A 17,428-nucleotide genomic window follows, 5' to 3' on the forward strand; every position below is an offset into this window, starting at 1 on the left:
TCACCCCCTAACGGCCATCAAAACAACCTTTAGAATGCCATCAACCCAGTAAATCGGCTGTGGCCTGCCCCTTAGGACGGCCTCCGCATCTATCCCGACGAGCTCTGGAAACAGGCCTGAGAGCTTGTGCCTGCCGAGGAGGTAAGCTATCAAGTAAGCCCACTTTACGCTCTTTGGATCCCTGACGTAGAGCTCCCTGAGCTCAAGAATCCTCCACAGGAGGCCTTTCTTTGACGCAAGTTCCTTCACCAGCCCGCCGTTTCCGGCGTAAATCCTTGGCTTGTAAGTCTTCCAGAGCTCCTCGTACTGTTCCCAGCGGTAAGCAATGGGGAATCCCTCTGGGGCGGTTCTCTCTATCACAAAGACCCTGTCCTTATCGCTTCCCTCGTTTTTCGCCCTCTCAAGTCTCTCCGAGACGACATCAGCCATCCTGTATATCGGCGTCTTGGGATGGAAGTAACCCAGACCAGCTGATAAACTCCTCCCGTTTCCTGTGTAGGCCCTGAAGGCCTCCCTTATTCGGAAAGCCAGCTCGAAGACCTGATCCCATGCCCCAACAATGAAGAAATCGTCCCCTCCGGCGTAAACCACGACGATATCGGGCTCTTCCGGCCAGTCTCTGAGTGAGGGGATTTCTCCCATGGTGTATCTGAACTTGCCCCTTATAATTTCGTTGAGGTACGCCTTGAAAAAGTAATCCATGAAGCGGGAAGCGGTGGCGAGCTTTGAGGGGCTGTCTAGGTTCATGAAGAACAACCCGAGGTTGTCCACGTCGCCCTTGAGGACGCCGAGTCTTTTTGTTCCTGTAGAGTTTTCCGCCAGTTCAGTGAACTCTGCAACCGTGTGTTCGTTCTCTGCATTTGGCTTAAAGTAGTCGGCCACAAGATACGGGATGAACTCAATGCCCTCTGGAAGGTTCTCGGGAACATCAAGGGTGTTCTTGAGGAGGAGAACTTCTCCCTCCGGTATTGGATCCTCAGTGTACGGTATGAAGTATCTAAATGGACCTTTTGTTATCCCCTCGCCCTCGTGGGCCTTCCTGTCGAGTACAACTCCTTTAACCTTGGGCAGTTTTTGACCAAGCTCTGCGAGCTCGTTGCATGTTTTACAGGCTCTCACATTTGAATCGTCACTCAGCCGGAAGGCTTCAAGCTCGCTCTCGGGCACCTCTTTTCCACAGATAGCGCACTCCTCAAGCCTTCCACCAGCTTCTGGATCTTTGAACAGATTTTCAACTTCCTCGAAGCGCCTGAGCTTCTTCAGGCTTAGTTTCCTCTTGAGTCTCTTCCTCGCCTCTGCAAAGAGTTTCTTCCCATTCTTTCTCCCGAGCTCCTCGCCGGTTAGCGCCTCCCACTCAAGGGCGAGGTAAAGCTTCCCGTCGAACTCCCTGTAGAGCCACTCCACAACGTGCTTCCTGATGCTTTCGAGCTCCCTCCTGGCGTCTTCCGTGTTCTGGCCGAGTATGAGGAAGTGGCCACCTGCGTTGAAGACCACATTGATCCTCGTTAGGCTTAGCCTCCTTAGGATTTCAATGACAATGTCCCAGGCGATGAGTTCTAAATAAGCGCTCCTCGCGCGGAGGTACTTCAGAGTTCCTTTCCCACTTATTCCATAGATAAAGTCCTGTATGCCTGAGAAGTCGCCCTCGATCAGGAGAAACTTCTTTTCGTCTTTGCATCTGCCCGTTTTTATGCCCTCAACGGTGCACCCGGCTTTGAACATCGCTAGGGCTATCGCAGACGTCATCCTCAAGTGGTCGTAGAGCGAGATGACGTTGCCTTTAGAAGTCACTGAACTGACGAATGTCAGGTGCTTTTCAAGAACCGGCAGGAGCCACACCACCCTGAGACCAGCTTTGGGAATCTCCCTTTGCAGACCCTCGACGACTTTCCTGTAGTCCTCCCCCATCAGACGCTCAACTTCACCGGGAAGTGGGAGTTCCTGGGCGAAGTCAAGGGAGATCGGCCGGTAGGCCTTCTCCTGGTTGAAGATAGAGTAGAGCGGCCTTATCTGCTCTGGCTTTCCCTCCTCCCTCTCCGTTGAGGAAAGATTGTCTGCCTCGTAGACAATCCAAAGCGCCCTGAGAATGTCATTTTCGCTGAGCCCAAAGCGCTCAGGGCGGACTTCGCTGATCTTTTTTATCATTTCGGTCTCTTTCATATGATTTCGGTGGTGAAACTTCGAAAACAGAGCCAGAAGTTTGTACTCCTCCCTGCCGGTGCTCTTCGCCAGCTCCCTGAGGAACTTCGCCCCCTGTTTGGAGTGGTCGCCTGAATACAAGCCTGCCCTCTGGACGGGCTTTCCAATGTCGTGGAGGAGTCCGCCGAGGCTAACTAGCTCTTTCAACTCCAATTTTTCACCTCCTGACGGGGTTCAAAAACCCAAAACCGAGGCTGTTCTTTTCCCCAAGGCCCACATCCATTATAAAGCGGTAGAAACGCTTCTCCTCTGGTCTTATCCGCTCCTTCTCAAGAAGTTCCCAGTTGGAGCCTATTACCGGGAAGGGGACGCCGTTCTTGACTACCTTGACGTATACGTCAAGTTTCCCGTTGTTCCTGAGCTTTGGGATTAACCTGTCAAAAATCGGTCTATCGAGGATGAAATCGTCATCATAAAACGCACTGTACTTCTTTTCCGCATTTTCACGAAGTCTTTCGAGGAAGAACCTTAGGTCAAGATGGGCATGGAGTTTAAAGTACTCGTTTTCCTCGGAGTTCCTGTAAACCACTATAGGGGAACCTGTCTGAAATCTGTTCCTGAGGGGCACACCGAACTTCCGGACTTCAGTGATTTTCAGCTGATGAGTTCCAATGTGTACGTGGTCTTTCTCTTTGATGCTGTGATATAGTGCGTATATGAACCCCCTCTCCGGTGAGGACACTATAAACGTAAGCCTTCCCTTTCTGTCTATAAAGAAATCGGAGAACGTGAAGAACTTGAAGCGCGGTTCGTTATGCCTTCCCCCATACTCCGTGTCCTTCAGCATGCTGTAAATGAACCCCTGGACGGCGTGTTTATTGGGCTGTTTTGGTACTTCATTGTTAGTTTTAAACGTTATTTTTAACCGCATGTTTAAACACCCTAGGCATGCCTGCCATTTAACGTTACAACGCAGAACCTTATAAGGATTGTGAATCTCAAGGTGTTGCGGGTTAAACTATCGCGATGCATAATAAACCACACGTTGCTGTGCATTTCTAATTGTTACAGACTGTTCTCCGGAAACCCGGGAGTGTTCCCGGCCACTGGAGATAAGAAAACCGTTCTTTCCACACAACACTGTTCTACGGAAACATCGTCTATGATTACTTCTGTTCTACCGTCTATGACCGTGCTTCCCACACAACACTGTTCTACGGAAACATCGTCTATGATTACTTCTGTTCTACCGTCTATGACCGTGCTTCCCACACAACACTGTTCTACGGAAACTTGTGGTTAGGAAAAATGCAAGGTTGCCCATAAAGACCCTCCCACACAACACTGTTCTACGGAAACTGCCGCTGATGGGGGGAGGAACAGGCGAAAACAACTCAAAAAGAAGACCTTAGCGACGGTTCCATACCCCCCATGCTACTGCAAGGTTGAGGGCATCACACCCTCTCAAACACGTAGAACCACCTGTCGAGGCTCTTATGAACCCTTTGATAGTATTTGTTAACGAGTCTGAAGCCCACCGCCTCGCCTTCGGCTTCCCCGTCGAAGTCCGCGGGGAAGGCTATTGCCAGTCTCCCGCCGTGCTTGAGAACGCGGTGCATGCTCTCCAGGGCCTTTCTGTAAAGTTCGTCCCGTCTCCTTCCGGCGAGGGTAGCAGAGGTGCCGTAGGGTGGATCGGTGGCTATCGCTTCAAACTTCTTTCTCGGAAACAGCTCTTCTAGCCTCGTGGCGTCACCGAGTTTCAAGACGTAATCCCTAATCCCGTAGTGCCGGAGGTTCATCTCAGCCCCTTCAACCATCTCCGGTTTGATGTCCACACCATAGACCTTGAGACCAAGGAGGCCGGCCTCCATCAGAATCCCACCGGCGCCCATGAAGGGATCGAGAATCTCTTTCCTTGCCTTCGTTAGGTTTACCAGAGCACGGGAGAAACGCGGATGGAGGGAGATGGGTCTGAAGAAGGGTCTATGGTGGGCTTTCCTGCCCTCAAAGTCCTTGGGGTCGAAGAAGTGGAGCCTTACTCCAGCGTAGAGTCTCTCGCCGCAGTATGCCCTAACCAGCGTGTCCGGCTTTGAGAGGTCCACTTTAAACCCCTGGGCGTGTATCACCGACCCGAGCTTCCGCGGCAGGTCGAGAATTTCATGCTTACAGTTGGTCATGGTTTCGGTGTCGACCTTGAAGGTGCCTTCAATGGGCCAGTCAATTTTTCCAGTCCTTTTGAGAAGTTCTCCAACGGAATCCGCCTCAACCACGAGCAATCCATACTCGTGGGCCAGCCCGAGCCTGTCAAGGTGGGGAAAGACTTTTTCTCCCCCTTCAACCTTGAGAAGGAGGTAATCCTGACCCGTGATTCTCCCTTCGCCGAGTTCGAGCATGGCTTTAACTTCGTCTCTTGCCATTTCAGGAATGTTTCCCAGTATCTCGACGTAGAGCATGGTGGGCGGTACTCGGCGGGCTTTTTAAGCTTTTGTTGAGCCGGCCAAACGTTTTTATTGCCCGCTCCCAACCCATTGTGGTGGAAGGATGATAGAGTTCGTCATACTGCTGGGCGTCATCGGTGGCTGGATAGTGGTGGCCTCGACGCTCTTCCTCATGCTCGCCCTTGGCCCACTCTGGGGTTTAGCTGGAGTGTTCCTGGCCGTGGGCTTCATACTGGTCAACCAGTCCCTCAAGGGAAAGTACATGGTTACGATAGTCGATGCAACCCCAAAGGCGAGGGCGATAGCGGCGCACATCTTCGAGATGAACGAACTCATACTGCTCTCCTCATACATAGCTTCCCTCCTGCTCTACGCAGGGATACAGAAGTACGTGGACATAATAATAAAGTTCCCACACGCGCTGGGGTGATGGCATGTTCAACGTTGTTATCGTGAGGTACGGTGAGATAGGAACGAAGGCGAGGCAAACGCGGAGATGGTTCGAGAGCATACTGATGAACAACATCCGCGAGGCCCTGGTGAGCGAGGGGATTGACTTCAAAAAGGTTGAGGCGAAGCACGGTAGGGTTCTGGTGAGGACGAACAGGGCGAAGGAAGCCGTCGAAGTTCTCACCCGCGTGTTTGGCATAGTCTCGCTCTCGCCGGCGATGGAAGTCGATGCGGAGATAGACAAGATAAACAGAACCGCGCTCAAGCTCTTCCGAAAGAAAAAGCGTGAACTCAACCTCGAAAGGCCCCGCTTCCGCGTCACCGCGAGGAGGATAACCAAGGAGTTTCCGCTCAAGAGTCCCGAGGTTCAGGCGAAGGTCGGGGAGTACATCTTCGAGAACGAGGAGAGTGAGGTTGACCTTCACGAATATGGCATAGAAGTCGGCGTCGAGCTGATGGAGGGTAAAGCGTACGTCTTCGTGGACAAGGTAAGGGGATGGGGCGGCCTGCCAATCGGGACACAGGGAAAAGTGGTTGCCTTACTCAGCGGTGGTATTGACTCCCCAGTGGCGGCTTTCCTTATGATGAAGCGTGGCGTGGAGGTCATCCCAGTTCACATCTACATGGGCGAGAAGACCCTTGAGAAGGTCAGGAAAATCTGGAATCAGCTCAAGAAGTACGGCTACGGTGGGAAGGGCAAGCTGGTAGTGGTCAGACCGAAGGAGCGCGATAGGATAATCAAGAAGCTCAAAGAGATGAAGAAGGATAAATACACCTGCGTCCTCTGCAAGTTCAACATGGTGAGAAGCGCGGATAAAATTGCCAAGGACTTCGGTGCGAAGGGTATAGTCATGGGCGATTCACTCGGACAGGTCGCTTCACAAACGCTTGAGAACATGTATATCGTCAGTCAGGCCACCGATTTACCAATCTACCGTCCACTCATCGGCATGGACAAGGAGGAGATAGTTGGGATAGCGAAGAAGATCGGCACCTTCGAGCTTTCTACCCTCCCCGAGGATGAGGTCTCATTCATTCCCAGGCACCCGATAATACGTGGCTCCTGGGAGGAGTTCAAAAAACTCTATCGGGCCGTCCTCGGGAGGAACTAGGAAGAAGTCGTTGAGGTGGAGGTGATATAATGGAGTTCGAGAGACTCTCAGCATACATTGCGGTATTCCTCCCTATCATATTCCTCGCAGGCCTCGTTATAGCACTGTCTAGGAACCCCTGGTTCTCCTTCACGAACAACGCCCTCAGTGACATGGGTTCGCTCAAAAATCCGGAGAGGTGGTACTTCAACGGCTTTCTAATGGCGTTCACCGTGGTGGGCTTCATCGCGGCTTTTGGGGCGCTCAAAAACGGTCTCAGCTACCTCATGCCCCTCGCGATGGTATTCCTCTTTCTCGTTGGAGTTTTCCCGGAGGAGTTGCCTTACCACACACCATCGGCCGTTTTATTCTACGTTCTGGCACTGGCGGACATTGCGATAGTAGGAATAAAACTGGGCCGCTCCGGGGCTTTCGTTGGATACCTCTGGTCCCTCACAGCGGTTCTGACGTTCTTCCTCATGCTCTACCTCCTAAAGGAGAGGGTCTTCAAGGGTCTTGCCATCCCAGAGATGGTTGGGGCGATAACGATCCTCGCGTGGTTCGTTTATGTGGGTCTGTTGCAACTGGGGAGCATCTTTTTTAATTAAATTTTTGTCGAGCGCAACCCCTTTAAACCCCCTCGAGAACCTGTCCCGATACCCATGAAACGCCTTCAGCTCGCCACGTATTTACTCGCAATCGATGGTGTTCTGCTCCTCTACTACTCCTACTCTTGGTCTTCGATGGTTTACCTTGCCTTCGCACTCTTCACCCTCGTCCTGGCCTATGGGGTTGGCAGGGAGAACAGGACGGCCATAAAGGTAGCCCTAGTCTACACTGGATTGGAGTTCTTCTTCGGCCTGCTGTTCCTCATAGCGGGGAACATCTATTCGGCGGTTGACGCGGCAATAAGCTTCTTCATAATGCACGACATACTAGGCTACATCCAGGACGTCTATCGTGAGGAAAAAGAGCGCGAAGAAGCGGAGGGAAATATAAAGAAGGAGTGATCAGGCGCATCTCTCCCTGTACTCGGAGCTAATCTCCGGCTTCTCCTCCTTTGGCTCCTTGAGGATTATCCTAGCGTCAACGACCACTGCCCCCTCCCCTTCGTTGTAGACGAAGACGGGGTTGAGGTCCATCTCTTTAACGTAGGCGTCGAGATCGTTAACGAGTTCACTGACCTTGAGCAAGAGCTGGGCTATGGCCCCCACGTCAGCGGGTTCTTCACCACGCGCTCCCGCTAAAATCGGGTAGCTCTTTATCTCGGTTATCATTTTCTTGGCGTCGCGCTCGGTTATTGGGATTATGCGGAAGGTGACGTCCTTGAGAACCTCAACGAAGATTCCGCCTAGACCGAACATGAGCGCGTGGCCGAACTGCGGGTCCTCCGTGACGCCGATGATTATCTCCCTGCCAACCTTGAGCATTGGGGCAATTAGGACACCGAGAATTTCGGCATCTGGCTTGTATTTGCGCGCGTTCTCGTGGATTACCTCCCATTTCTCCTTCAGCTCTTCCGGCGTCTTTATGTTTAGGAGAACCACTTTGGCGTCGCTCTTGTGGAGAATCTGCGGTGACATGAGCTTCATTGCCACGGGGTAGCCTATTTCCTCGGCGTACTTGAGTGCCTCATCGAGGGTCTTTGCTAGCTTCTCCTCCGGAACGGGAAGGCCGTAGGCCTTGAGCACCTGCTTGGCCTCGTACTCTACGAGGGCTGTCCGCCCCTCCCTCAGGACGGACTCAATAACTTCGAGGGCTTCCTCCTTCATGTTACCACCACCATCACTCTTCAAGCCTCTTCAGGTATTCAGCGTACTTAACGAGACCTGCCATGGCCCTGACTCCCCTCTCAGGGGTCGGATAAACGGGAACTCCCCTCTCTTCCAGCATGCGGGCGTAGTAGTCGGTTTTCTTTCCACCCATTGCGATGGCAACTATCGGCTTGTCGCTCTTCTTCTGGTACTCCGCGACGATGTCGATTACCTTCTCCTCCTCAAGGAGAGGCACCTGAAAGAGAACTATAATAACTATGGCATCTACGTTTGGATCCTTTGTGAAGGCCTCAAGGGCTATCCTGTACCTTTCTGCGTCGGTGTCACCGACGACGTCGGTTGGGTTCTTAGGAACCGCATGCGGCGGGAAGTTTTCCCTGAGGAACTTCACCGTCTCCTCGCTGAGGTCTGCCATCTTGAGACCGAACTTTGCCACGGCATCGCTGGCCATGACCCCAGCGCCGCCACCGTCGGTGATTATCCCTACCCTGTCGCCCTTCGGGAGCTTGTGAACTAATACAGCGAAGGCCTTTGCAAGGTCAAACATGTGCTCGAAGTCTTCCGCGCGGATTATGCCGGTCTGCTTGAAAACCGCATCGTAAATGGTGTCGGCTCCCGCTAGAGAACCCGTGTGGGACGAAGCCGCTTTAGCGCCGTACTCGGTCCTTCCGCTCTTTAGGGCTATCACTGGCTTGACCTTGGTTATCCTCTTGGCGCTCTCGATGAACTTCCTGCCGTCCTTAACTCCCTCGATGTAAAAGGTGACGACGTTTATCTCATCATCGTGAATGAAGTAGTCCATCAAATCCGCATCGTCGACGTCTATTTTGTTACCGTAGCTGACCATCTTTCCTATTCCGACCTCGGCCATTGTGGCCCAGTCGAGCATTGCGGCGGCGAAGGCACCGCTCTGGCTGACGAAGGCTATCGGTCCGCTCTTCGGCCTGTCCATTTTGTTCTCGGGCAGGAAGACCGTGTCAACACCCTTATCCGGAACGTAAACTCCAACACAGTTGGGACCAATAACGCGTATCCCGTGGGTCTTGGCTACCTCGTAGATCTCGCGCTCGAGCCTCTTGCCATCCTCACCGAGCTCACCGAAGCCGCCGGTGATGATTATAGCGGCTTTAATACCCTTCTCCGCGATGTCCCTCATTGTTGCGGGCACGAACTTTGCGGGTATTGAGATGACAGCGAGATCAGTGTCATCGGGAAGCTCCTTAACGGTCTTGTAGACTTTATAACCCTCAATCTCGTCGAGCTTGGGGTTCACCGGATAGATGTTGCCCTTGAAGATTCCGCGCTCCTTGTTCATCTTGAAATTCTCAAAAATGACGTTTCCAACCTTTCCCCTCTTGTCGGTTGCACCTATGATAGCGACCGCTTTCGGGTCAAAGAAGGGCTTCATTTCCTCAACTATCTTTTCCACCATTGGTATCCCTCCGCCAGAAACTGCTTCTCAGAGAAAATTCATCCCGGATGTATAAAAGAGTTGCGTTTTGTAAAATTCGCACTTCAATGGACTGAGAAGTTCATTGGTGCAGACCATTTAAAAATTCGAGGCTTCTCCTGGCGGATTCAAGGTTGTTCACTTCGAGGGCCATCGTCACTTCGGGCAGCTTTGGAAACACCCTCCTCCACGGGAGGGTTCCCTCTCCGGGTGGGAGATGCTCATCTGCTTTGCTGGAGTTGTCGTGGAGGTGAACGTGCACTATTCTATCCCCAAGGAGCTCGAGGAAACGGTCGAAGTCCATTGAGGTAGTATTTAAGTGCCCAACATCGAAGGTGACTCCTATGTCAATCCCTTCTATCAGCTCAGCCAGCCTCTCGGGGGTCTGCGCATCCAGAATCGGAAAACGAGGCATGTTCTCCACACCCACCTTTATGCCGTACTCCCCAGCCCAGCTGGATATCTTCCTCAGAGATTCCCTATGGATTTCAAGATATTTCCGCCGGTTTTTCACGCTCACCGGAGAGCAGTGACCGGGGTGAATCGTCACTGCAAGTGCATCGATCTCCGCCGAAAGTTTCAGCGTCTCGCGGATTATTCCCAGCGAGACGTTTCTTATGTGCCCGTTGAAAGATGCTATGTTGATGTCGCTGAAGGGCGCGTGTACTGTGGCCTTCATACCGTAGGAGTTGAGGACTTCACAGAAAAAGTTGAGGTTGTTCTCAGAGAGGTAGTGCGGCCACTCGCTTAGGAGTTCAATGAAGTCAAAGCCAAGCCCTTCGGCTGCCCTGACCCATTTCTCAAACCCCCTGAGGGTTTTTTCATCATAAGCTGTCATTGACAGTCCTATCATGCTCCCACCATCATCTTTGCGAGCAGGACGATGAAGATGGTTCCCATAACGTCCGATATGGTTGTAGCGGTTGGGATGGCAACGTTGTCCGGGTCTATGTTAAAACGGTGTGAGATGTAGGCGATGAAAACCCCGATGGCCATGTTAATCACGACGAGAAGCGGGTAGCCGAGAATGAAAGGCCATATAAGCGCCGCCTGGTAACCTATCAGGTTCGTGACACGGACCGCTATATAGTTGGTCAGGAAACCGATTATCGGCGTCAGCAGGAGCAGAGCAGAGACATCAAAGTAAAATTCCCTGTTCTTAAGGGCGCTCTTTCCTGAGAGGTTAAGGCGTGTTGAGGTTGTCGCAGCCGCTATCGAGGCAAAGTTGCCGACGCTGTCTAGTAGTGAGGGATACATGACGCTCAGGATTATGGCCTTAGAGATGATGTCGCTGTACGATTCAAGGGTCGAACCCGAGAATATCTCGATGAGTGCCAGAACCGTCAAAACCCCCGAGACCTCCTTAAAGGCCCTGACGTGCTCTCTCTTGTAGTCCGAGAGGGCTATCAAAGAAACAAAGAAAACCACCATGAGCGCCGTGAATGCGTAGAAGGCCACACTATGGCCCTCGTAGAAGAATATGAGATAAACAAGCGTTGGGATGGTTATGACATCTGCCACTAAGGCTATCAATGGGGCCGCTATCATATCTGGATCGGCGCCCCAGCGGTAGGGAAATATCGTTATGAAGGCCGTGGAGTAGCCTAGTAGCAAACCTATGACTATCGCAGAAGCAATCATGACAAGGAGGACGATGAAGGCCGAGTGGGAAAAGCCAAGCTTTATTGCACCAGTTGCCCAGAGGATTATAAGGGGTATCTTGGAACTCCCTATGGCCATTGACATGTTTGTTGTTACCTCTTTATCGAGGATTCCCCTGATTTTACCTAGGTGGAGGGCCGTCGTCATCCTCGAGGCCATCGCACCAAAGACGTTGCCCCTTAAATCGCTGAGACCCGGGAGAATTATCAGAAGAAGCGGGTACGAGGTGGCTATCATCTTGAAGTTCTTACCTAAAACAACTCCACTGATGAAATCAAAGGCCAAGCAGAGTAGTAAAACCGGAAAACGTTACCAGAAATGTCTGCTTCAACCTCTCCCGCCACCCACGGGTTCCAACGGTTACTTCCACCGGGAGCATCGTCTTCCACCCCCATTCTCCCCACCTCCGGGCCATTTAAGGAAGCGGTTTTATAAAAGTTGTCATTGCACAAATCAAGCGGCGAAAAGTAAATAAGCCGGCCTGGAGATTCAAAACTTGGGAGGGACTTCGATGGAAGAATGGGACGAGGTTGAAGTTCCCGACAACGTGAAGGAGATATTCGTCGAGATGAAGAACACCGCCGAACTTATGGTCGACCTTGCCTACTCGGCGGTTCTTTTCCGCGAGAAGGAGATGGCAGAGGAGGTTCTGGAGCTTGAGGAGTACCTCGACCTGCTCAACTACAACTTAACCGTCAGGGCGGTGCTCTCGGCGAGAAACATCAGGGACGCGGAGAGGATAACATCAATCCTTCAGATGGGGCGCTCGATAGACGAGATATCAGACGCGGCGGCGGACCTTGCGAAGATGGTCATCGAGGAGAAGCTCCACCCACTCATCAACGAGGTCATCCTTGAGAGTGAGGAAACCATTGGAAAGGCTGTAGTCTCGCCGGAATCTATCCTCGTGGGCAAAACGCTCGAAGAACTTGACCTTCCGGCCAACACGGGGGTCTGGGTGATAGCGATAAGGCGTGGCAAGCGCTGGCTCTTCGATCCTGACGAGGACACGAGGCTAATGTCCGGCGACATACTCATTGGTAGGGGCACCAGAACGGCCCTGGAATACCTTAAGGAGCTTGCAAGAGGTGTCATAAAGGTGATGCCGAATGGATGAGTTCGATGAGATCAGGGGTTGCCTCGTCGAGATGAAGGACCTCTCCGCCCTTATGATAGACCTTGCCTTCTCCTCCGTCATGTACAACAGCGACGAGATAGCGGAGGAGGTATACCTCTTGGAGGAGCGCATGGATGATCTGACTTTGGAGGTCAAAAAGCTTGCCCTTCGAGCAGCGAAGAAGGAGGAGGATCCTGAGAGACTCCTCAGCATAATGGATACGGCCGATATAAACGAGCGCATAAGCGATGCCGCATACGGCATAGCGGATATAATCCTACGTGACATCGAACCCCACCCGATAATCAGGGAGATAATGGAGGACACTGAGGAGGAGCTTGGGAGGGTTACCGTCCACAAAGGTTCAGTCCTACATGGAAAAACCTTAAAGCAACTCAAGCTCCCGAGCAAAATCGGAACGAGAATCCTAGCAATAAAGAGGGGGAACAGGTACATCTACAACCCGGGCAAGGACGACGAGATACGTGAGGGGGACGTCCTCATGGCGGTTGGCTCCGACCTCGACAAGCTCAGGAAGCTTGCAGGAGAAGAGGTGGAGGGGGAAGACTGACCTCCTGAGGAATCTTCTACACCTAAACCAAGGTTCATGTGTAGAACCGGCCGGCAGCTACCGTATATCCTCTTTCTTAACCAGCCCCTTCGCATAGGGACAAAGCTCCCTCAGCGGGCACTCCTCACAGAGGGGTTTTACCGGCCTGCAGATGCTCTTCCCATGGTCAACCATCGCGTGGTTGACGTAGATCCACCTGTCCTCCGGAATCAGCTCCTTCAGGTACTCCTCAACCTTTTCCGGAGCTACTTTCGGCGGGGCCAGACCGAGGCGTTTGCTTATCCTGTTGACATGGGTATCGACGGGAATTGCCTGCTTCCCAAAGCCGTAAGCCAAAACTATGTTGGCGCACTTCCTCCCGATGCCGGGGAGCTTCATCAGCTCGTGTATGTTATCGGGAACCCTTCCGCCGTATTCCTTGAGGATAATCTGAGATGCTTTGACTATCCACTCACCCTTCGTCCTCCAGAGGCCGACGCCCTGCCTCCTCAGGAACTCCTGCATCTCCCCAACGGGCGTTGCCGCTATTGTCTCGATGTCCTTATAGCGGTTGAAAAGCTCATCCCAGACGCGGTAGGTCACTTCATCGCGCATCCGCTGAGAGATTATGCAGTGAACGAGCGTCCTGTAAGGGTCACCTATGAGGATCTTCTCTCTAGGGTGAGTCTCCATAAGAATTTCAACGATTTTCTCGGCGCGTTTTCTTTTCTCCCCCCAGGTTTCATCGAAGGTGAAGCCGCTAAGGTCTAACGATTTTAATTCCCGAGCCATATATTACCACCACCGAATCTTCGGTTGTCCTAATTCCTTTAAGCTCCTTGAACTCCTCGCTATAAAGCTTTTGTCCCTCTTTAGAAAGGATTGCTATCTCGTTCCCAAGGACCACAAGAAAGCCCTTCTTGAGGGGTATCACATCGTCGACGGGCTTGTTGAACTCCAAGTTGACCACATCAATGTTGCCCGAGGAGAACTCTATCCCGGTTGAGTTGTCTACCTTTAGCGGAGAAGGCTCCGCGAGAAGGACTTTGAAGTGCAGGGGTTCACCTATCAGGTCAACGACAACCTTTTCGCCGGTCTTTATTTCCCTCCCTTGAAGCTTTGCCCTGACGACATCCCCAAAGTCCGCCGGAAGCTCGGCATCGAAGAGGGGCTTGAGAACCAATCTCATATCACCACCCATTAAAGAGTGGGGGGATGGGTAATAAGTTTATCGCGCCAAGAACCCATCAGGAAATGGAGTAAAGACATCAGGCCGGAACTGTTTAAATTCTTTCTATGGAGGAGACCACTGTGATCCGGAAAAACGTGGCTGTCAGCCTTTCTTTCACTAATCCACGCCTTAAGGGGCAAGGCTTTTAAAAGAAACTTTAGAAAAATGTAAAAATTTGCATTCACATTGCCTTTACGATTTTTGTATTCCATCAACAGCGATGAATAGGGGACAAGTTTTATAAAATAACCTATCGTTCGACATATCGGTGGGAAAATGGAGCGCCCGAACTTCAAGGGACACCTCAAACTCCTCATACTAAAGATGCTCTCAGAGAGACCGATGCACGGCTACGGCATAATGGTCGAACTTGAAAACACCTATGGAATTCCTCACCCAAGCCCTGGAACGGTCTACCCAATACTCGGTTCACTACGGCGATCCGGCCTTATTGAGAGGGTCGGCGAGGGCAAGAGGGACAAGAGGCTCTACAGGGCAACGAAGAAGGGCGTAGAGTATCTCAGGGAGCACGATGAAGAGCTGAAAGAGGTAGAAGAACTTACTCAAAGGTTTAAGGAGTTTGCGAGGCTCGGGGGGAGGGATCTTGGCATCACCCTCAAGGAGGTCTTTAACTCCCTCGACGGCCTCAGCGAGGAACAGAAGAAAGCCATCGCGAGGGAGTTCCTAGACTTCACGAAGAGGATAAGACTCATCCTCCTTGGAGAGCTTGGAGATGACAAATGAGGTTGTCGTTTGTCTCTTTTCTGATAGGTTTAAATTCCCGAGCGTCAACCATCGTCAGTGGTACCATGACAGAGGGAAATCCCCCTGAGAATGAAGATGCAACCCAAGAGGCCTCCTCAAAGGAGATGGAGGAACTGGAGGAAGCTCTGTGCATAATCGATCACCTTCACAACATCTTCGTGCTCGCGCTTGTAATCTCAACCATCGTCTCTGGTATCGTCTGGATTTACGAGAGGGTTCTGTATGGGGCGCGGGTTGGGGTGCCCCTTGAGATACAGGCGATTCTGGTGTTCTTCGTGGCCTTCACCTCGACGTTCTACATCACAAACGCCAAGAAGCTGAGGCTCATCCTAACGGCTCTGGGAGCGCTCCTGCTCGCTGGAGTCGCAGGCGCGATGTATCTCCTTTTGACTAGGGTGGATTCCCTTGAGGAAGCCTTCCTAGTGCTGGCGTCCTTCATTCTGGGAGTCTTTGGGCACGCCCTTTATTTCAACAGAAAGCTAATGGAAAGGGTGGAGTGGCTCCTGCTCATGACCTTGATATGCGTTTTAGTGGCAGTGGTGCTAGTCTTCTTGCTCACCCTTTAGCTTTGAACCGCTCGTAGCTCACCCTGAAGGCCTCCAGAACGGGCAACTTTTCTCCCGCGAAGAAGCTCAGCATCGCCCCCCCACCCGTTGAAACGTGGCTTATGCCTGTTATGTTGTGCTGGTAGATGCTCGCTATGGAATGCCCCCCACCGACGACGCTGAAGGCTGGACTCTCGCCTATCGCCCTGAAGACCCCGACCGTTCCAAGGGCAAACTCCTCCCTCTCGAAGACGCCCATCGGGCCGTTGGCAACGATTATCCTCGCATTCTCCAGGATTTCGCGATATTTCTCGACGGTTCTTGAGCCGATATCCAGTATGGGATGCTCATCAAAGAGCATCTTCTCGTCGCTTAGGAGGTCAACCTCAACACGCTCCCCGGCATCAACGGCAAAATCGACCGGGGTTCTCACATAGGGATAGAACTCGTCGAGTATTTTTTCAGCCCAGCCGACCAGCTTAAGGAGGCTCTTTTTGGCCATGAACTCGAGGTTGGCATCACCGAGGTGGAAACCCTTGGCGAGGGTGAAGACGTGGCCGACGAGGCCGCCGGTGAGGATGAGGTCTGCCTTTTCCTTTCTCAAAACGTTCTCCGCAACGTGGAGTGAGTCATCAACCTTAGCTCCGCCGAGAACGTAAACACGGGGTTTATCCTCAGTGACGTAGGCTTTTGTGAGGGCTTCAACTTCCCTCTCCATCAGGAAACCCATTATCATCGGTTTTAAGCGGGCGAAGCCAACGAGTGAGGGCTGGCTCCTGTGTGCGGCGGCAAAGGCGTCGTTCACCACGTAGTCTATGAGGGGGGCGAGTTTTCTCACAAAGAAGGTATTCTCACACTCTTCAATCGGCTTGTACTTAACCTCCTCCGCGGCAAAGCGGAGGTTCTCTAGCATTAGGGCTTCACCTGGCTTCAGATTCTTAATTTTCTCTCGTGCGTACCTACCGAAGATGCCCTCAACGTATTCAACCTCCTGGCCGAGAAGCTCGCTTAGAATCCTCGCGTGCTCCTCCGTGGTGGTATAATCCCCCTTGTAAGGCTTGCTCTGGTGGGTTCCGATTACGAGCTTCGCGCCGTCTTCTACGAGATGCTTAACCGTCGGGAGAACCGCCCTAAAGCGGGCGTCGCTGATTATCCGTCCATCTTTAACCGGAGAGTTGAGATCTGCCCTCAGAAAAACGGTTTTGTTGTGAAAGTTGAAGTCGGTGAGTCTGAACATCACATCACCATGCCTGTGTTAAACAGGTCGTATTAAAAGCTTATTTTGAACACCTCAGGTGATAACACTGTCAAGCCGGGGAGAGGCTGGCCCCCGAGGAGGCCACCCTGAAGGAATACTCATCGAGAGGATGGATTGCAGAGTTCGCAGGCAAGGGGAGAACAGAACAGCCGCCTTGAAGCGCAATACCGTTGAATTGTTCAGGGGGAACGTTCAGTTCACGGAGATGGCGATAAAGGAAGCCTGCCTAAACCACATCAGGAAAGCCCACGGTGAAGGGCCCCACCGCGAAGCTGAAGCAGTTCCAGCTTGAGAACAAATACAGATGAGGAAAATCAGGCCATGAGCATGCTCTCTATCATTCTTATAGCTTCCACTATCTTTTTCTCCGGTTTTTCGTCGTTCTTGGGTATCTCCAGATTTATCACGAGTCGCTCTTCTTTCCCCTCGTCGAAGTCGTATATTTCAAGCTCCTCCACCTCAACGTCCTCAAAGATGCTCTCAAGCTCTGGACTTATGACCTTCTTGTCGTTACCGTAGACCTCGACGCGAACCAGGTCATCTGTGGTCGATGCCACCACCACTATGTTGTACTGGCCGACCTTCTTTATGAAGCGTAGGGCGTTGCCGTAGCCTTCAACCTCCTCGTGGAAGCCCAGCTGTTGCATTGTCCCACGTATCGCCTCTGTTTTGCTCTTAATCCTGTGGAGAATCCTCTCGCGGAGCCTGTAGCTCTCGAAGAGTGCCCTCTTTATTCCCTCTCCAGCCTCCTCCACCGGGCCCTCCCAGACACCTATAAGCCTTATTCCCGAGGATGTGGGTCTGAGTTCAATCTTTAGTGAATCAACGTCAAAGTCACGAAGGTCGTCTATCTTAAGCTCACTAAGGGTGAGGATATCGAACTCAATTCTCACGCTGTTACCAAAGGCCTTGCCCTTAAACTTCACCCTCATCACCTGTTGGGCCTTATGGTGACCC

General features: G+C 52.2%; 21 protein-coding genes. 9 read left to right on the forward strand and 12 right to left on the reverse strand.

Annotated elements, in window-relative coordinates:
• From cas10 to MV421_RS07900, 3 genes are all read right to left on the reverse strand, one after another.
• Complete coding sequence (gene cas10, locus MV421_RS07890; protein ID WP_297420278.1) at positions 1 to 2,352, reverse strand: type III-A CRISPR-associated protein Cas10/Csm1; 2,352 nt, start codon at positions 2,350 to 2,352, stop codon at positions 1 to 3.
• Positions 2,353 to 2,356: 4 nt separating this feature from the next.
• The gene (cas6, locus tag MV421_RS07895; RefSeq protein WP_297420281.1) at positions 2,357 to 3,070 is read right to left on the reverse strand and encodes a CRISPR-associated endoribonuclease Cas6; all 714 of its coding nucleotides are present in this window, start codon (positions 3,068 to 3,070) and stop codon (positions 2,357 to 2,359) included.
• 523 nt (positions 3,071 to 3,593) lie between these two features.
• Positions 3,594 to 4,592, reverse strand: a complete 999-nt coding sequence (locus MV421_RS07900) for a TIGR01177 family methyltransferase (protein ID WP_297420284.1) — start codon at positions 4,590 to 4,592, stop codon at positions 3,594 to 3,596.
• 88 nt (positions 4,593 to 4,680) lie between these two features.
• Between MV421_RS07900 and MV421_RS07905 the strand changes: the two genes are divergently transcribed.
• From MV421_RS07905 to MV421_RS07920, 4 genes are read left to right on the forward strand one after another with little or no spacing between them, the layout of a single operon-like run.
• The gene (locus tag MV421_RS07905) at positions 4,681 to 5,007 is read left to right on the forward strand and encodes a hypothetical protein (RefSeq protein ID WP_297420287.1); all 327 of its coding nucleotides are present in this window, start codon (positions 4,681 to 4,683) and stop codon (positions 5,005 to 5,007) included.
• A gap of 4 nt (positions 5,008 to 5,011) precedes the next feature.
• On the forward strand, positions 5,012 to 6,139 hold the full coding sequence (thiI, locus tag MV421_RS07910; protein WP_297420290.1) for a tRNA uracil 4-sulfurtransferase ThiI: 1,128 nt from the start codon (positions 5,012 to 5,014) through the stop codon (positions 6,137 to 6,139).
• A 29-nt stretch (positions 6,140 to 6,168) separates the two neighbouring features.
• On the forward strand, positions 6,169 to 6,726 hold the full coding sequence (locus MV421_RS07915; protein ID WP_297420293.1) for a DUF998 domain-containing protein: 558 nt from the start codon (positions 6,169 to 6,171) through the stop codon (positions 6,724 to 6,726).
• Positions 6,727 to 6,780: 54 nt separating this feature from the next.
• Complete coding sequence (locus MV421_RS07920) at positions 6,781 to 7,128, forward strand: hypothetical protein (RefSeq protein WP_297420296.1); 348 nt, start codon at positions 6,781 to 6,783, stop codon at positions 7,126 to 7,128.
• On the opposite strand, the gene MV421_RS07925 is transcribed toward MV421_RS07920, so the two are convergent.
• The 5 genes from MV421_RS07925 to MV421_RS07945 all read right to left on the reverse strand — a co-directional run bounded on the left by MV421_RS07925 (position 7,129) and on the right by MV421_RS07945 (position 11,420).
• Positions 7,129 to 7,890, reverse strand: coding sequence for an acetate--CoA ligase family protein (locus tag MV421_RS07925; RefSeq protein ID WP_297420299.1), 762 nt, complete (start codon positions 7,888 to 7,890; stop codon positions 7,129 to 7,131).
• 13 nt (positions 7,891 to 7,903) lie between these two features.
• On the reverse strand, positions 7,904 to 9,325 hold the full coding sequence (locus MV421_RS07930) for a CoA-binding protein (RefSeq protein ID WP_297503855.1): 1,422 nt from the start codon (positions 9,323 to 9,325) through the stop codon (positions 7,904 to 7,906).
• A gap of 100 nt (positions 9,326 to 9,425) precedes the next feature.
• A complete protein-coding gene (locus tag MV421_RS07935; protein WP_297421819.1) occupies positions 9,426 to 10,196 on the reverse strand; it encodes a sugar phosphate isomerase/epimerase in 771 nt (256 codons plus the stop codon).
• Positions 10,193 to 11,242 carry a magnesium transporter gene (locus MV421_RS07940; protein ID WP_297421817.1) on the reverse strand — a complete coding sequence of 350 codons (1,050 nt, stop codon included), beginning with the start codon at positions 11,240 to 11,242 and terminating at the stop codon, positions 10,193 to 10,195. The genes MV421_RS07935 and MV421_RS07940 overlap by 4 nt, the downstream gene beginning before the upstream one ends.
• 37 nt (positions 11,243 to 11,279) lie before the next feature.
• Positions 11,280 to 11,420, reverse strand: a complete 141-nt coding sequence (locus MV421_RS07945) for a hypothetical protein (protein WP_297503852.1) — start codon at positions 11,418 to 11,420, stop codon at positions 11,280 to 11,282.
• Between the two features lie 96 nt (positions 11,421 to 11,516).
• On the opposite strand from MV421_RS07945, the gene MV421_RS07950 reads away from it, so the two are divergent.
• Both MV421_RS07950 and MV421_RS07955 read left to right on the forward strand, forming a co-directional pair.
• On the forward strand, positions 11,517 to 12,122 hold the full coding sequence (locus MV421_RS07950; RefSeq protein ID WP_297421815.1) for a potassium channel family protein: 606 nt from the start codon (positions 11,517 to 11,519) through the stop codon (positions 12,120 to 12,122).
• Complete coding sequence (locus MV421_RS07955) at positions 12,115 to 12,693, forward strand: potassium channel family protein (protein WP_297421813.1); 579 nt, start codon at positions 12,115 to 12,117, stop codon at positions 12,691 to 12,693. Before MV421_RS07950 ends, MV421_RS07955 begins: the two co-directional genes overlap by 8 nt.
• A gap of 57 nt (positions 12,694 to 12,750) precedes the next feature.
• Here MV421_RS07955 and nth read toward each other — a convergent pair whose 3' ends face one another.
• Positions 12,751 to 13,464 carry an endonuclease III gene (gene nth, locus MV421_RS07960; RefSeq protein WP_297421811.1) on the reverse strand — a complete coding sequence of 238 codons (714 nt, stop codon included), beginning with the start codon at positions 13,462 to 13,464 and terminating at the stop codon, positions 12,751 to 12,753.
• On the reverse strand, positions 13,433 to 13,861 hold the full coding sequence (locus tag MV421_RS07965) for an ATPase (protein ID WP_297421809.1): 429 nt from the start codon (positions 13,859 to 13,861) through the stop codon (positions 13,433 to 13,435). The genes nth and MV421_RS07965 overlap by 32 nt, the downstream gene beginning before the upstream one ends.
• A 318-nt stretch (positions 13,862 to 14,179) precedes the next feature.
• On the opposite strand from MV421_RS07965, the gene MV421_RS07970 reads away from it, so the two are divergent.
• Positions 14,180 to 14,647, forward strand: coding sequence for a PadR family transcriptional regulator (locus tag MV421_RS07970; RefSeq protein WP_297421807.1), 468 nt, complete (start codon positions 14,180 to 14,182; stop codon positions 14,645 to 14,647).
• A 65-nt stretch (positions 14,648 to 14,712) separates the two neighbouring features.
• Positions 14,713 to 15,234 (forward strand): hypothetical protein, encoded by a 522-nt coding sequence (locus MV421_RS07975; RefSeq protein WP_297421805.1) that lies wholly within the window; start codon positions 14,713 to 14,715, stop codon positions 15,232 to 15,234.
• Here the strand turns inward: MV421_RS07975 and MV421_RS07980 are convergent.
• Positions 15,224 to 16,450 (reverse strand): phosphoglycerate kinase, encoded by a 1,227-nt coding sequence (locus MV421_RS07980; RefSeq protein ID WP_297421803.1) that lies wholly within the window; start codon positions 16,448 to 16,450, stop codon positions 15,224 to 15,226. The genes MV421_RS07975 and MV421_RS07980 overlap by 11 nt on opposite strands.
• A gap of 58 nt (positions 16,451 to 16,508) precedes the next feature.
• Here MV421_RS07980 and MV421_RS07985 point away from each other — a divergent pair, with 58 nt between their 5' ends.
• Positions 16,509 to 16,763, forward strand: a complete 255-nt coding sequence (locus tag MV421_RS07985) for a hypothetical protein (protein WP_297421801.1) — start codon at positions 16,509 to 16,511, stop codon at positions 16,761 to 16,763.
• 22 nt (positions 16,764 to 16,785) lie between these two features.
• On the opposite strand, the gene MV421_RS07990 is transcribed toward MV421_RS07985, so the two are convergent.
• Positions 16,786 to 17,397 carry a hypothetical protein gene (locus MV421_RS07990; RefSeq protein ID WP_297421839.1) on the reverse strand — a complete coding sequence of 204 codons (612 nt, stop codon included), beginning with the start codon at positions 17,395 to 17,397 and terminating at the stop codon, positions 16,786 to 16,788.
• Positions 17,398 to 17,428 lie beyond the last annotated feature (31 nt).

Source organism: Thermococcus sp. (assembly GCF_027023865.1).
Lineage (GTDB): Archaea > Methanobacteriota_B > Thermococci > Thermococcales > Thermococcaceae > Thermococcus.

What these genes read in the sequence shown, in the direction of transcription:
- cas6 (WP_297420281.1), bottom strand. Translation starts at nt 3,070, where the DNA reads ATGCGGTTAAAAATAACGTTTAAAACTAACAATGAAGTACCAAAACAG.
- MV421_RS07900 (WP_297420284.1), bottom strand. Translation starts at nt 4,592, where the DNA reads ATGCTCTACGTCGAGATACTGGGAAACATTCCTGAAATGGCAAGAGAC.
- MV421_RS07905 (WP_297420287.1), top strand. Translation starts at nt 4,681, where the DNA reads ATGATAGAGTTCGTCATACTGCTGGGCGTCATCGGTGGCTGGATAGTG.
- thiI (WP_297420290.1), top strand. Translation starts at nt 5,012, where the DNA reads ATGTTCAACGTTGTTATCGTGAGGTACGGTGAGATAGGAACGAAGGCG.
- MV421_RS07915 (WP_297420293.1), top strand. Translation starts at nt 6,169, where the DNA reads ATGGAGTTCGAGAGACTCTCAGCATACATTGCGGTATTCCTCCCTATC.
- MV421_RS07920 (WP_297420296.1), top strand. Translation starts at nt 6,781, where the DNA reads ATGAAACGCCTTCAGCTCGCCACGTATTTACTCGCAATCGATGGTGTT.
- MV421_RS07925 (WP_297420299.1), bottom strand. Translation starts at nt 7,890, where the DNA reads ATGAAGGAGGAAGCCCTCGAAGTTATTGAGTCCGTCCTGAGGGAGGGG.
- MV421_RS07930 (WP_297503855.1), bottom strand. Translation starts at nt 9,325, where the DNA reads ATGGTGGAAAAGATAGTTGAGGAAATGAAGCCCTTCTTTGACCCGAAA.
- MV421_RS07935 (WP_297421819.1), bottom strand. Translation starts at nt 10,196, where the DNA reads ATGATAGGACTGTCAATGACAGCTTATGATGAAAAAACCCTCAGGGGG.
- MV421_RS07940 (WP_297421817.1), bottom strand. Translation starts at nt 11,242, where the DNA reads ATGATAGCCACCTCGTACCCGCTTCTTCTGATAATTCTCCCGGGTCTC.
- MV421_RS07945 (WP_297503852.1), bottom strand. Translation starts at nt 11,420, where the DNA reads ATGGCCCGGAGGTGGGGAGAATGGGGGTGGAAGACGATGCTCCCGGTG.
- MV421_RS07950 (WP_297421815.1), top strand. Translation starts at nt 11,517, where the DNA reads ATGGAAGAATGGGACGAGGTTGAAGTTCCCGACAACGTGAAGGAGATA.
- MV421_RS07955 (WP_297421813.1), top strand. Translation starts at nt 12,115, where the DNA reads ATGGATGAGTTCGATGAGATCAGGGGTTGCCTCGTCGAGATGAAGGAC.
- nth (WP_297421811.1), bottom strand. Translation starts at nt 13,464, where the DNA reads ATGGCTCGGGAATTAAAATCGTTAGACCTTAGCGGCTTCACCTTCGAT.
- MV421_RS07965 (WP_297421809.1), bottom strand. Translation starts at nt 13,861, where the DNA reads ATGAGATTGGTTCTCAAGCCCCTCTTCGATGCCGAGCTTCCGGCGGAC.
- MV421_RS07970 (WP_297421807.1), top strand. Translation starts at nt 14,180, where the DNA reads ATGGAGCGCCCGAACTTCAAGGGACACCTCAAACTCCTCATACTAAAG.
- MV421_RS07975 (WP_297421805.1), top strand. Translation starts at nt 14,713, where the DNA reads ATGACAGAGGGAAATCCCCCTGAGAATGAAGATGCAACCCAAGAGGCC.
- MV421_RS07980 (WP_297421803.1), bottom strand. Translation starts at nt 16,450, where the DNA reads ATGTTCAGACTCACCGACTTCAACTTTCACAACAAAACCGTTTTTCTG.